The following is a 13,686-nucleotide window of genomic DNA, read 5'->3' as shown; positions in this document are numbered from 1 at the left end:
GAGATTTATGGCATTTGTCTCATCGATTGATTCGTAAGATTCTGTCACATAATCTATGCTTTGTACTCAACAAAAAACTTGGTAACCCGCCTCTTCAGTTTGAGTTGCTTATTTCAAGTTGAGAGTGGGGTTTAAAACATAAAATACTTCTTAATAAACAACCAATGCTGGACGGACACTATGAGTACGACGAGCGCAAATGAAGCCTATTCACAGGCCACACCATCGAGCCAAGCAGCAGCCGCTAATCAATGGGTGCTTGCCAGTAACAATAAAGGCAAACTTGCTGAGTTTAAAAGACTGTTTGATGACGCCAATTTAAACGTCACCATCGTCCCGCAAGGTCAGCTTGATATCGATGATGCGATTGAAGATGGGCTGAGCTTTATAGAAAACGCCATTATCAAAGCGCGACATGCCAGCCGAGCCAGCGGACTACCAGCGATTGCGGATGATTCAGGGATTTGTGTACCCGTACTGGGCAACGCACCGGGTATTTACTCTGCGCGCTATGCCGGTGAGCATGGTAACGATGACAAAAATAATGCCAAGCTTATTGCTGACTTACAGCCCATTCGCGATGCGCAGACTAACGAACCGATTAAAGGGCTATTTGTTTGTGTATTGGCCATGGTTCGTCATGCCGATGATCCGCTACCGATTATCGCGCAAGGATTGTGGCACGGTGAGATTTTAGAGACGCCCCATGGTGAGGGCGGCTTTGGCTATGATCCGCTGTTTTGGTTGCCAGAGCTGCAAGCGACTGCTGCCAGCTTGAGCGCTGCTGATAAAAACCGCATCAGTCATCGTGGACAGGCGATTGAGCAATTATTGGCGCAGCTGCCTTTATAGGTGTAATGGACTATAAATGTAATATAGCCGTTCCACTATAAAAAAATACAGTACTACTGGGATAAATTTTGCGTAGCCTCTGTCTGCGCAGGCACAGCAAGCAAGAAAAATTTGTCCCAGTAACACGTGATAATATTTGTACTTATTTTATTTAGGACTGACTATAGATTTAAATTCACTTGACCGTAAACAGATAATTTTTACTTTAATAAACAGATAGATTATACTGTTCTACTTTTAAAATTTTGCTGAAAGCCGTTATTTGCCTGCATAATTGAGCAAAAAACGTTATTATGCGACCTATTAACGCTTTATTATTGATATTTGTAGTGTCTATTAAGATAAATAGCTTCGCTTTTTAGTATCATTTAGTGCCCGCGGTAATGACTAAAGGCATTGACTACCGAGCTGCTAGCTACCGATGTCCCCTATTTATTCCAACGGCAATCGACAGTAAGCGCCCGTATTTTGGGGCACGATTGCCTATTATTTATTATTTAATCCTAAAGGTGTAATGAACATGGCTACAGATTTACAAGTCACAACCAACAAGCTTTCTAATAAAGAAACTCAGCTAACGGTTAAAGTGCCCGTTGAAAAAATCCAAAACAAAGTTGAAGGCCGTATTCGCCAAGTTGCGAAAACTGCCAAAATTGACGGTTTCCGTAAAGGTAACGTTCCAATGTCACATATCCGTTCACAGTACGGTGCTGGCATTCAACAAGAAGTGATCAACGATGTGATCCGTGATACGGTCTTTGAAGCGATCAAATCTGAAGACATCCGCGCCGTTGGTATGCCTAACATCGACGACGTAAAACTTGAAGATGATTTCTTAGTTTATCAAGCGACTGTCGAAATCTTCCCAGAAGTTGAAGTTCAAGGTATCGATGAAATCGAAGTTGAGCGTCACACTGCGACGGTTAACGAAGAAGACGTCGACACCATGATCGAAAACCTACAAAAGCAACGTGAAGAGTTCGTCGAGAAAAAAGGCATGGCGGCAAAAGACAACCAAGTAACCTTTGATTTTGAAGGTACAATCGACGGTGAGAAATTTGAAGGTGGTTCATCTGAGGACTTCAAACTGGTCATCGGTAGCAACCAAATGATTCCAGGTTTTGAGACTGGCATTAAAGGCATGAAAGCTGGCGAAGAAAAAGTCATCGACGTGACCTTCCCAGAAGATTACCAAGCTGAAAACTTGGCTGGTAAAGAAGCACAATTCAAAATCAACGTAAAACTGGTCGAAAGATCTAAATTGCCTGAAATCAACGAAGAGTTCCTTGAGCTATTCGGCGTAACAGAAGGCGGTGTTGAGAAGTTAAAAGAAGACGTGCGCAAAAACATGGAACGCGAAATCAAAAACGCAGCACGTAGCCAAGTGAAACAAGCGACTTTTGACGCACTACTAGAAAAGAACGAGTTTGACGTACCGAACGCCATGCTAGAGCAAGAAATTGAGCGTCAGCGCAACATGATGATGCAGCGTTTTTCTCAGCAGTTTGGTGCCAATGCTGATAGCTTCGATAAAGACATGCTGCCAAACGAGCTGTTCGAAGAACAAGCGTTACGTGCTGCCCGTCTTGGCATCATCGTTGCTCGCGTTATCGACACCAAAGGCTTAGAAGTCGATCAAGAGCGCGTTGAAAGCTTCATCAAAGAAGCCGCTGAAAACTACGAAGATCCAGCAGAAGTCATCGAGTACTATACCAATGATAAACAGCAACGCGCTAACATTGAGTCTGTGGTACTAGAAGACCAAGTGGTTGATTATCTAATCGAGCAAGGTAAAGTGACGGACAAAGAAGTCAGCTACCAAGACTTGCTAGCCGCTCAGCAACAGCAGCAACAAGCGATGTAAATTCTTAAGAGATAACTTCTTAGGAGCTAACTTTGCAAATTGCCATTAATTGGTAGATAGCTTAGCTTGAACCAAAAATGCCCTAACACATTGTTAGGGCATTTTTATTGGTACTCTGACAAAGGGTCAAGGCTATCTTTATAAACAGTTTATAGCTGAGCCCCTTGATAAATGTGTACAGACGCCTTATTAATAGGGAGTCACTCATATTATTAAGAACACTCATGTTATTAATACAAAGTCATTTTTCACATTAAAACGTTACTATTACTCTAATAAAAAAGTTACCATTGGCTCAATTATTTTTTTGCGGCTATTGTTAGTAGGCATTATTATTGGCGACTTTCAATATTAACTGCCTTTTATTGGCCTTGATAATTTTTATTAGCGGATAGGTTTTATTACAAGCCAGCAATGTTTACAATGATAACCACCAATAAAAATTTAGCCAGCAGCTAACCTTAATCCCTTTATTCTATATACTTATAAACAGGACATCTTTATGACAGATTATGATCGCATCACTGCCAACCCGCATTTTGATATGCTCATGAGTGCGCATGACAATGTACAAAGCACGACTCAAGCCGCATTAGTACCGATGGTGGTTGAGCAGTCATCTCGCGGTGAACGCTCGTTTGATATCTTTTCGCGCCTATTGCGTGAACGCGTTATCTTTTTGACCGGTCAAGTCGAAGACCATATGGCCAATCTAATCGTCGCTCAATTATTATTCTTAGAAGCAGAAAACCCTGACAAAGACATTCATTTATACATCAACTCACCAGGCGGCTCAGTGAGTGCTGGTTTAGCGATTTTTGATACCATGAACTTTATCAAGCCAGAAGTATCGACTATCTGTATGGGCGGCGCTTATAGCATGGGTTCATTCTTGCTTGCGGCAGGTGAAAAAGGCAAACGTTATGCGCTAGCCAACTCTCGCGTGATGATTCATCAGCCTTCAGGCGGCGCGCAGGGTCAAGCGACAGATATCGAAATTAACGCGCGTGAAATTCTAAAAACACGTGCCCGTTTAAATGAGATTTTAGCTGAGCGTACGGGTCAACCAGTAGAGAAAATCGAAAAAGACGTTGAGCGTGATTTTTGGTTGGATGCTAAAGAAGCCAAAGAATATGGTTTGGTTGACGAAGTATTAGAGCGCCGCCCTGCTTCTTTATAATTACTGTGATGGTAGACGTATAAGAGCAGAAGCCTTGATAAGCATCAAGCGCCTTAACGATATACATTTTGGCCTTGATGTCAATAATCAGAATACTTGTGAGTTTTAAATTTTAGGAGCGCCTTTTATGGCAGAAGATAACACCCCGCAGTGCTCGTTTTGCGGCAAAGCCAAAAGCGATGTACAGCAGCTGATTGCCGCCGACGATGCCAATATCTGTAATGAATGTATCGAGCTATGTACCGATTTAATCGCTGACAGCGCCGAAGACGGTGATGATGATAGCGAAATCGATACCTCTTGGGTCAATAAAAAGCTACCAACGCCAAAAGAGTTGCGTGCCAAACTTGATGAATACGTCATCGGACAGGATGCTGCCAAGAAAGCATTGGCGGTTGCGGTTTATAACCACTATAAGCGTCTAAAAGTTAGCCAAACCTTAGCCAGCGATAGCAAAAAAGCCAAAATTGGCGCTGACGATGCAATGATTGAACTAGCCAAAAGTAATATTTTGCTGATTGGTCCAACAGGTTCTGGTAAAACATTACTGGCACAAACTTTAGCACGTCTGCTAGATGTGCCTTTTGCGATGGCGGATGCGACAACTTTGACCGAAGCGGGTTATGTCGGTGAAGACGTTGAAAACATCGTTCAAAAGCTATTGCAAGCATCAGACTATGATGTGAGCAAAGCCGAACAAGGTATCATCTATATCGATGAGATTGATAAAATTAGTAAAAAAGGTGACAACCCGTCTATCACCCGTGACGTATCAGGCGAAGGCGTACAGCAAGCTCTGCTAAAGCTTATCGAAGGCACCGTTGCTGCTATTCCGCCTCATGGCGGTCGTAAGCATCCACAGCAAGAGCTGATCCAAGTTGATACTAGCAATATCTTAATCATCGTTGGTGGCGCGTTTGCAGGTCTTGATGCTGTCATTCAACAGCGTACAGAAAAAGGTGGTATTGGTTTTAACGCCGATATCAGCTCAAAAGATGACAGTAAACGCAGCTCAGATTTGCTACAGCAAGTTGAGCCAGAAGATTTGATCAAGTTTGGTCTTATCCCTGAGCTGATTGGTCGTTTGCCAGTACTGGCTGCGCTACAAGAGCTTGACGAAGAAGCCTTGGTACAGATTCTCACTGAACCAAAGAACGCTTTGGTAAAACAGTATAAGTATCTGTTCGATATGGAAGGGGCTGATATTAGCTTTACTCAAGAAGCCCTCGATGCCATCGCTAAAAAAGCCATGGAGCGTAAAACAGGGGCGCGTGGTTTGCGCTCTATCGTTGAAAACGCGCTACTTGAAACCATGTACGAGCTACCATCAATGAAAGATGCTAAGACCGTCATGGTTGATGCAGAAGTAATTAATGAAGGTAAAACACCTAAAATTGATTAATGCATGGTTGGATTAAAACAGTCCGTTATTCATTGGCTGTTCTATTAAAAAAGCGTCTGGCATCATGCTAAGACGCTTTTTTTACGCTTGATTTTTCTCATTTTTTATTACATACAATATAGTTGATTCACTTTTTAAGAGTGACAGCAGCGTTTATTAAACGACATGAGCCCTCCTCACAAATCGTGCTAAGGTAGAAATACTCTGAAATTTCTACTATTTCTCTCTTAAACAAAGGACTGTTTATCATGCTCAATAACCTCACTGCTATAACAACCTCTTTGCGTCAACACCTACCTTTTTCTCCTGATACAGACCACGACATTGCGCCTTATTATCATAATCACGTCGCGGCGATTACTGGAGCAGGCTCTGGTATGGGGCGTGAGCTTGCCATCCATTTGGCACAGATGGGTTGCCACGTGGCGTTATCAGATATCAATGCTGAACAATTGGCACAAACCCAAGAACTGCTCATTGGTTACGACATTAAAGCCACCACGACCGTACTCGATGTTTCAGACAACAAAGCCGTTAACGATTGGGCAGATAGTGTGATGGCTGATTATGGTAAGGTGAATTTTATCTTTAACAACGCTGGCGTGGCACTCTATTCAACCGTAGAAGGCAGTAGTATTAGTGAGCTTGAATGGATCATGGGTATCAATTTTTGGGGTGTGGTCTATGGCACCAAAGCATTCTTACCATTGATTAAAAATAGCGTGAAGCAAAGCGAGTCTACTAATCATAATATAGACAACAAATCACGCCAATTTAACGAACACGGTCACGTCGTCAACATTTCCAGCCTATTTGGTTTGACCGCTCAGCCTTCGCAATCTGCTTATAACGCCAGTAAGTTTGCCGTACGTGGTTTTACCGAAAGCTTGCGCTAAGAGTTAGACATTCAGCGCTGCGGTGTCTCAGCAACTTGTGTGCATCCAGGCGGCATTAAAACCAATATTGCCAATAGCGCGCGTGGCAATGACAGTATTAGTGATCTGGGCATGCGTAGCGGCCGTAAAGCCATCAGCAGCTTTAATAAATTCTTAAAGTTCGATGCCAGTGAAGCTGCTTGGATTATTTTACAAGCAGCCGCGACCCAACAACCGCGTTGCTTGATTGGTAACGATGCCAAGATGATAGATGCGGTACAGCGCCTGTTCCCATCGCGTTATGGTCAGGTATTAAATAACATCAATAAAATATCTCGTAAATTAAAAGGTAAGAAACGTTCAAAAACTGCTGCTACGAAATGACTAGAACGCGTCCTTCTGCTGAACGAAAGCGACTAAATGAGCTATAAAAAGTACCACATCAAAAAAGGCGCTCAAACATGGGTAATGTTTGAGCGCCTTTTTTGATGTGGTAAGCAGTATTGGCTTTTATCTCAGTTTCCGTCTCTTTTTTATAGGTTATTGAATAAATTTGCTTTTATTTTTAATTTAAAAACACTTTACTTATTTGTATTTGGTACAATTATATTACTAGCATCTTACAGATTGATTACTTGTTGGATTTTAATAGGCAGAGTTGGGTTGAGAAGTTATTAAAATGGCCTTGAATACCTAAGGACGCTTCTTGATGTTCCTTATACTTTTAGCACGTTATTTATCTAAAACACAAAATTATTTCTGCCATTATGGTATCTAAATTACCATATAAATCTATATTTACATATTATTTTTTAAGATAAGGATATTCCAATGAAAAAAATCCCCAATACTAATTACTCCTCCCTATTAGTAGCGACTATTTTTGCGATTAGTGCTGCCAGTGTGACGGGTTGTAGTAATAGCGAAGATACCAAAGCTGTCGACCGTGTCGAAGAAGCAGCAGCATTGGCACGTGTAAAAGATTTGGAATCTCGTGCAGAGGCATTAAAAGATAACATGCCAGCTGCCAATGATACGACGGCGCCCACTGGCGGCGACACCACAGCAAGCGCCAAACCTTCTATCAAAATGCCAGATCAATCAACGATTCCAGATGATGAATTTGGTGCAGCGGTAAAGCGCGGCCTACAACTGGCTAACCACACTTATAAAGAGCTACCAGACAACGTCGGTAACCAGCTTAACTGTACCAGTTGTCACTTAGGTAATGGCGCAGAAGCCTTCGCGGCACCTTGGAATGGCATGCCAGGTATTTATCCTATTTATCGTACACGTGCGGGTCGCGTCAATACGATTCAAGAGCGCATCAATGGTTGTTTTGAGCGTTCAATGAATGGTAAGCCGCTTGACTTAGCTTCAGATGATATGAACGCCATGGTCTCTTATATGAGCTGGCTGTCACAAGACTTACCCTTTGGTGTTTCACCTGAAGGTCGTGGTTTTGTTAAAGTTGACAAGTCGTTAGAGCCAAATACCGATAATGGCAAAAAGTTATTTGCTGAAAAATGTACGGTTTGTCATGGAGAGAATGGCGAAGGTCAATACAACGATGATGGCACTTACCTCTATCCAGCAGTCGCTGGTGATAAGTCATTCAACGACGGTGCGGGTATGGCGCGTACCTATACCGCAGCATCATTTATCAAAGGCAAAATGCCGTTCGGTCAAGGCAACTCGCTCAGCGACCAAGAAGCAGTCGATATTGCAGCTTACTTTACCCACTTGCCACGCCCTGTAAAAGCCAATAAAGAGAAAGATTGGCCAAATGGTGATGCGCCTAAAGACGTACGTCGTTAATTTTTAAAAACCTTTATGATATTTACCATAAAAACCCCAGCTATCAAAATAGCTGGGGTTTTTATGCATTATACCTAACATAATATAGTCGCTTAAAGATGATATCGATACAGGCTCTACTGCTGGTATAAATTTTTCTTGCTTGCTGTGCCTACGCAGACAGAGGCTGCAAAAAACTATACCAGCAGTCTCGTAAAACTTTTAAGGTAATCTCATATCACCTTCAATCAACCAGCCCATACGGCGCATCACATAAGCCACGATACCGGCAATGATAGCGGGTAATACAAACATCAATAAAATAATTGCTGTCCATAGCTGCGTCATACTCATCAACTCTTGTGACGCTTCAATCACACCAAACACGCCCACCAATCCAGCAGTTCCCATACCCGCACCAGTGGCAGTACAAGCAAGCCCGAAACCAACGGTTGCAATGGGACCGACAATGGCACTGGCTATGACAGCAGGCAATAAAACGATGGGCTTTCTAAGGACATTGGGAATCTGTAGCATACTGGTGCCCAACCCCTGCGATACCACACCGCTAACACCATTATCTTTAAAGCCCGCAACGGCAAAACCAATCATATGCGCCGCACAGCCTACTACTGCGGCCCCGCCCGCAAGGCCACCAAGCCCAATGGCAATGCAAATGGCGGCACTAGATGTCGGTAATGTCAATAAAATACCAACCACCACCGCAATGACAATACCCATTAATAGCGGCTGTAACTCAGTGGCCGCTTGAATACCCTGACCAATGGCATTGACTGCCGCAACGACAGGAGGATTCAACAACGCACACACGGCCAATGCCACCGCACACACTAATAAGGGCACGAGTAAAATATCAAGCTTGGTCTTGCCCGCGACCCAAGTGCCCGCACGATAAGCAAATACGGACGTTAAATAGGCACCGATTGGGTTCCCAGGTAAAGCAACAAACGTCGCAGGCCCTCCCACTTGCGGGGTAAAGATCGTCCCTGCCATCAGCGCTTCAGAATGAGCACCAAGCATTCCTGCCACCAAACAGCTGAGCATGACTAGCGTCGGTGCTTTGAGATAATAAGCAATGCCTACCCCGATACCCGCTCCCATTAATACCGATGCCAGCTTACCCACCGCGACCAATGCAGGTAAATTTAACCAACCACCGATTTGTGAGATGATAAGACCCGCAATTAACGTGACAAATAGCCCTAAAGCCATGCCAGTAAATGCATCGATAAAATACTTCTGAAAAAAGGCTTTAATCATGTCCGTAGGTGGCGTTGCTGAAGTCGATACCGTCATAGCTATACTCTTTGTAGAAGTGTTAATGAGATAAAATTAAAATCTGAGTAAAACTTTACTAAAAATAAGAGATAAAAAAAGCGTCATTGCGACGCTTTTTTATTATAAATCAACCACTAAAGCTATTCCAAGCAACTTAACCTAACGACGCTGTTCAACGATAATAGAATCAATACCATTATTCTGTAGGCGCTGCTGAGCAGTAGTGACTGCTTGACGGTTATTCATCGGCCGTGAAATCACTTGATAGATTGGCAAACCACTACCTGTAGTATTTTTCACCACTTTAGCATCTACACCTGCCATTAGCACCTGTGCACGGCGGCGGTCCGCTTCATCAGCATCACCAAAGCTATTGATCTGCAAAATATAGGTAGCAGCGGGTTTGGCCGCTTGAATGTTGGCAGCACCTGAGCCAGTACTGTTGGTTCGATTGGCATTGTTAGTTCGATTGGCATTATTGTTGCTAGCAGGCGTCGAACCATCGTAAGTCGCATCCTCTTCGACAACAACAATATCGCCATCATCACCGCTATTATTAGTGGCAGCGTTGTTACCACTGCTATCACGGCTTGGTGTGATAACTGTGTTTTCAGAGATACCAAAATTACCTGTATCATCGTTACGATTCGAGGCAGTATCTTCTGGTTGATTGACGACCACATCAGGCTCAAAGTCAGAGGTTTGTCCTAATGGACGGTTACTGGTTTCACCAAAATCTTCATCAGGAATAGTGGCCATTTCTTGATTGGGTAAAATATCGTAAAACTCATAATCCCCATTATCAGTATCAGTATCGACACGCTGCTGTACCTGACGATCAGAATCATTACCTGCATTTCTGTCAGCGGGACTGAAATCAAATAATGGCGATAGGTATATAAACACCCCGATCATAAGCGTCAATATTGCTCCGACAAACATCCATAATAAGCCTGATACGCTACTTGTTTTACGCTTTTCAGTCGCGCCTTTAGGTTTTTTGGCTAGCATGGCTTTGCATCTCCCTACTGAATCTAACTATCAACTATCATCAAATTATTGCTATCAATCGTCTATTTATGTTACATAATAAATGCTACATGCTAGACGGTGCCGACAACCCTAATAAATTAAGCCCATTGGCCAATACTTGGCGTACCGCTTTAGACAAACGCAGGCGGGCTTGCATCAAATCCATCTCATCCGAGCTTGGTGTCTCGCCCGACGTCAAGCTCACGGGCAAAATACGATTGCTGTCATACCAACCATGGAACAGTGCTGCCAATTCTTTTAAATAATTGGTCAATACATGCGGCTCGTAACCCGTCGCTGCACGCAGCAATGTCGCTGGATATCCCGCTAGCAGTTTAATCAGCTCATCTTCGTTCGGTGCGCTGAGTAAGTTTTGCTGCTGCAAGCCGATCGCATCGTCTACTACAAAGCCGCTGTTTTCTAGTTTTTCTAATACTCGGCAAACACGTGCATGCGCATATTGGATGTAATACACTTGGTTGTCTTTACTCTGTGATTTGGCAAGCTCTAAGTCAAAATCAACATGCACTTCAGGCTTACGCGCGACATAATAAAAACGCGCCGCATCATTGCCAACTTCCTGGCGCAGTTCGCGTAAGGTCACAAATTTGCCCGAGCGAGATGACATCTGCACTTTTTCACTGCCGCGCCATAGTGCGACAAACTGTACCAGCACCACATCGAGACGCTCAGCATCGATGCCAAGCGCTAATAAAGCCGCCCTTACTCGCGGTACATAACCATGGTGGTCTGCACCCCAGACGTTAATGACTCTATCAAAACCGCGATCAAATTTATTTTTATGATAGGCAATATCAGAGGCAAAGTAGGTAGATTGACCATTGGCACGGCGGACCACACGGTCTTTTTCATCGCCAAAATCGGTCGATTTGAACCAAATATTGCCATCTTTTTCGTATAGATAGCCTTTTTCATCTAAGATTTGTAAGACTGGCTCAATTTCACTATCAATCGACCTTTCGCTAAACCAGCATTCGTAACTCACGCCAAAGTCATTTAGGTCATCTTTGATGTCGGCCAAAATACTACTCAACGCAGCATTTAAAAACAGCTCATAACCATCGCCAAGTAATGCTTTGCTATTGGCAATTAGACCATCGATGTGCGCTTCTTTATCGCCTGATAGCAGTGTTTTTTCGCCATCAGTATTTATCTCAAACTGAGCGTCTTCTGGCACATCTTTAGCGATTTTTGCAAAATCATGCACATAGCTAGTACCATGTTGTGCTTTTAGCGTTTGAGCAATATCACTGACATAGTCACCCTGATAACCATTAACTGGGAAGGTTATTTGTTCGCCATTGGCTTCTAGATAACGCAAATAGGTGCTGGTGGCCAAGATATCCATTTGACGACCGGCATCATTGACATAATACTCACGCGTGACGTCATAGCCAATCGCTTCAAGCAAGTTTGCCACGCTCATACCAAAGGCAGCACCGCGTCCGTGACCGACATGCAAACTAGAGGTTGGATTGGCAGAGACGAATTCAACTTGTACTTTTTGACCATCAAACTGCTTACTTAAACCAAAGCGGTCTTGCAAGGTAAAGATATCGTCTAATACGGCAAACTTGGCTTCCGCATTTAAGAAAACATTAATAAACCCAGGACCTGCGATTTCTACTTGGCGAATATTTTGATTTTCGGGCAGAGCATTGACGATTTTTTCGGCAAGCTGGCGCGGGTTGACCTTGGCGGCTTTGGCAGCAGTAAGCGCGATGTTGCTGGCAAAATCACCATGACTCAGGTCTTTAGTACGGGTGATTTGGCTGTTGTTTTTCCAGTCAGCTGGTAGAGTGCCATCTGCTTGTAAAGTAGTAATAGCATCGTTAAATAGTGAAGCAAGGGTATCAATTTGGGCTTGTGACATAGGGATTTGAACTCAATTAAATAAACAACAAAAACGGGGTAAAAATGTGGTGGATGCAAACAGTTAATAACTGCGTATTATAATGGCGACCGACATTGCAAGGGATAAAATAATGTAAAAATATAAGTAACCTGTAAATATAACAATCTTTGCGCTTTATTGCACCATTTGCACCAAAATTAGCCCTAAAATCTTATGGTTATGGCAGCCAGTACTTATAGGGGCTGTATAGAATTCATCTATTAGGACTGCTGATCGCTAAAATAATTCCAGACTAGGCGTAAATCGAAGGTAATGTCGAGACCTTAGCTAGATTTACAACAACGTCTGGGGCGATTTTAGCATCAGTCCGAAGGAACAGGACTATTTTTTGCCACTTCATAGCCAAAACTATCGCGCTTAGAATGACTAAACTTACTATTTTTGGCGTCGAATTGCCTAAAAAATAGTCTCTGTCAGTTCCTTAGCTGAATTCTATACAGCCCCTAATAACGTTCAACAATCGTCATTAATATGATGCAAAGCCTTATATAGTCAGTGAGAAGTAATATCGCTATATCACGTACTGCAGGTACCGTTTTTTCTTGCTTGCTGTGCCTACGCAGACAGGGGCTGCAAAAAAACTATACCCGCAGTATCGTAGCGTTTTTAAAGTATTTTAACTATATGCGTTTTCACTCATCATAAATCAAATTAAAGCGTTATCAATAAGTCATAGTTGAGGTGGGTACTGACAAGTCAGTCGTGCTAATTGTAGCGTTACTGTTGTCTAGTTCTTGAGCAGCAGTTTATACCTGTTCGTTTCCGAGTTATAATAATGCCCATTATTGCCTGCTTTCTCTATACATAATTATTTTTTATAAAAAACCATAAAAGCCTTAATAGAGAATGCGGTACTTTACTATTGTTTTATATACAGGATAAAGCCATGTTCGCTATTGCAGCTAGTACCGTCACCAGCTGGGGAATGTATGTCTTATTGCCCATATTTATTGCTTTCTTATTCTTTATTATCTGGGACTTATCTAAACAATCTGATGCTGGTCGCGCTGGTACTTTTTGGATGTTTTTAGCGCTTGGTGCCGGCTTTATAGGATTTATCCTCAAAGTTCTAATAGAGTTCGCCTTTGGAAAATGGTTTATCTAAGTAAAGCTATGATGCCTCACTGATAGCGTTACCGATCTTATCGTTAATAAATAATATTGCTAATAATAATCAGTAGCCTCCAAGATCGTCAGCAACGTTATTTATACGGTTGTTTTAAAAAACATCGCTCACTTATTTGACTGTGAGATAACGTCACTGACGTAAGTTGGTAAATCCCACGCGCCACCAGCCTCTATCAGGCGACATAATCCTGTCGTCTGCTCAAGCGTTTTGTTAAATATCTCTCCATTCCAGACCCACTCTTTCATCGACCAACAGTCGCCCAGACTGAGCTATGCTGAAGAAACCGTAGAGATAAACTTGGTAAACTAACGACTCGATGA

General features: G+C 42.8%; 10 protein-coding genes and 2 pseudogenes. 8 read left to right on the top strand and 4 right to left on the bottom strand.

Annotation, left to right across the window (positions count from 1 at the left end; genetic code table 11):
- The 7 genes and pseudogenes from EI161_RS10550 to EI161_RS10520 form a co-directional block, all read left to right on the top strand.
- A pseudogene (locus EI161_RS10550) lies at positions 1-122 on the top strand (IS982 family transposase); the annotation flags it as partial.
- A 58-nt stretch (positions 123-180) separates the two neighbouring features.
- Positions 181-852: an RdgB/HAM1 family non-canonical purine NTP pyrophosphatase gene (rdgB, locus tag EI161_RS10545; RefSeq protein WP_225735340.1), complete on the top strand. Its 672-nt coding sequence runs from the start codon at positions 181-183 to the stop codon at positions 850-852.
- A 520-nt stretch (positions 853-1,372) separates the two neighbouring features.
- Positions 1,373-2,716 carry a trigger factor gene (gene tig / locus EI161_RS10540; RefSeq protein WP_192524773.1) on the top strand — a complete coding sequence of 448 codons (1,344 nt, stop codon included), beginning with the start codon at positions 1,373-1,375 and terminating at the stop codon, positions 2,714-2,716.
- Between the two features lie 502 nt (positions 2,717-3,218).
- The gene (gene clpP, locus EI161_RS10535) at positions 3,219-3,896 is read left to right on the top strand and encodes an ATP-dependent Clp endopeptidase proteolytic subunit ClpP (protein WP_413038395.1); all 678 of its coding nucleotides are present in this window, start codon (positions 3,219-3,221) and stop codon (positions 3,894-3,896) included.
- 127 nt (positions 3,897-4,023) lie between these two features.
- Positions 4,024-5,298 carry an ATP-dependent protease ATP-binding subunit ClpX gene (gene clpX, locus EI161_RS10530; RefSeq protein ID WP_192524774.1) on the top strand — a complete coding sequence of 425 codons (1,275 nt, stop codon included), beginning with the start codon at positions 4,024-4,026 and terminating at the stop codon, positions 5,296-5,298.
- Positions 5,299-5,621: 323 nt separating this feature from the next.
- Positions 5,622-6,557: pseudogene (locus EI161_RS10525) on the top strand (SDR family NAD(P)-dependent oxidoreductase).
- Positions 6,558-7,004: 447 nt separating this feature from the next.
- Positions 7,005-7,991 carry a c-type cytochrome gene (locus EI161_RS10520; protein ID WP_192524704.1) on the top strand — a complete coding sequence of 329 codons (987 nt, stop codon included), beginning with the start codon at positions 7,005-7,007 and terminating at the stop codon, positions 7,989-7,991.
- Positions 7,992-8,192: 201 nt separating this feature from the next.
- On the opposite strand, the gene EI161_RS10515 is transcribed toward EI161_RS10520, so the two are convergent.
- The 3 genes from EI161_RS10515 to argS all read right to left on the bottom strand — a co-directional run bounded on the left by EI161_RS10515 (position 8,193) and on the right by argS (position 12,195).
- Positions 8,193-9,287: a PTS transporter subunit IIC gene (locus EI161_RS10515; protein WP_192524703.1), complete on the bottom strand. Its 1,095-nt coding sequence runs from the start codon at positions 9,285-9,287 to the stop codon at positions 8,193-8,195.
- 141 nt (positions 9,288-9,428) lie between these two features.
- Positions 9,429-10,280 carry an SPOR domain-containing protein gene (locus EI161_RS10510; protein WP_192524702.1) on the bottom strand — a complete coding sequence of 284 codons (852 nt, stop codon included), beginning with the start codon at positions 10,278-10,280 and terminating at the stop codon, positions 9,429-9,431.
- An 85-nt stretch (positions 10,281-10,365) separates the two neighbouring features.
- Positions 10,366-12,195, bottom strand: coding sequence for an arginine--tRNA ligase (gene argS, locus EI161_RS10505; RefSeq protein WP_192524701.1), 1,830 nt, complete (start codon positions 12,193-12,195; stop codon positions 10,366-10,368).
- A gap of 928 nt (positions 12,196-13,123) precedes the next feature.
- On the opposite strand from argS, the gene EI161_RS10500 reads away from it, so the two are divergent.
- Entirely contained in the window at positions 13,124-13,342 is a 219-nt protein-coding gene (locus tag EI161_RS10500; protein WP_192524959.1) for a DUF2788 domain-containing protein, read from the top strand.
- 128 nt (positions 13,343-13,470) lie between these two features.
- Here the strand turns inward: EI161_RS10500 and EI161_RS10495 are convergent, their stop codons facing one another.
- Positions 13,471-13,629, bottom strand: coding sequence for a DUF1176 domain-containing protein (locus EI161_RS10495; RefSeq protein ID WP_225735341.1), 159 nt, complete (start codon positions 13,627-13,629; stop codon positions 13,471-13,473).
- Positions 13,630-13,686 lie beyond the last annotated feature (57 nt).

Origin of the sequence: Psychrobacter sp. FME5 (assembly GCF_014861375.1) — a bacterium.
Classification (GTDB): Bacteria; Pseudomonadota; Gammaproteobacteria; order Pseudomonadales; family Moraxellaceae; genus Psychrobacter.
This window is presented reverse-complemented; position numbering and strand designations above follow the sequence as displayed.

Excerpts from the sequence above, each read along its gene's own strand:
- EI161_RS10510 (WP_192524702.1), bottom strand. The coding sequence starts at position 10,280 with ATGCTAGCCAAAAAACCTAAAGGCGCGACTGAAAAGCGTAAAACAAGT.
- clpP (WP_413038395.1), top strand. The coding sequence starts at position 3,219 with ATGACAGATTATGATCGCATCACTGCCAACCCGCATTTTGATATGCTC.
- EI161_RS10520 (WP_192524704.1), top strand. The coding sequence starts at position 7,005 with ATGAAAAAAATCCCCAATACTAATTACTCCTCCCTATTAGTAGCGACT.
- EI161_RS10500 (WP_192524959.1), top strand. The coding sequence starts at position 13,124 with ATGTTCGCTATTGCAGCTAGTACCGTCACCAGCTGGGGAATGTATGTC.
- tig (WP_192524773.1), top strand. The coding sequence starts at position 1,373 with ATGGCTACAGATTTACAAGTCACAACCAACAAGCTTTCTAATAAAGAA.
- clpX (WP_192524774.1), top strand. The coding sequence starts at position 4,024 with ATGGCAGAAGATAACACCCCGCAGTGCTCGTTTTGCGGCAAAGCCAAA.
- EI161_RS10515 (WP_192524703.1), bottom strand. The coding sequence starts at position 9,287 with ATGACGGTATCGACTTCAGCAACGCCACCTACGGACATGATTAAAGCC.
- rdgB (WP_225735340.1), top strand. The coding sequence starts at position 181 with ATGAGTACGACGAGCGCAAATGAAGCCTATTCACAGGCCACACCATCG.
- argS (WP_192524701.1), bottom strand. The coding sequence starts at position 12,195 with ATGTCACAAGCCCAAATTGATACCCTTGCTTCACTATTTAACGATGCT.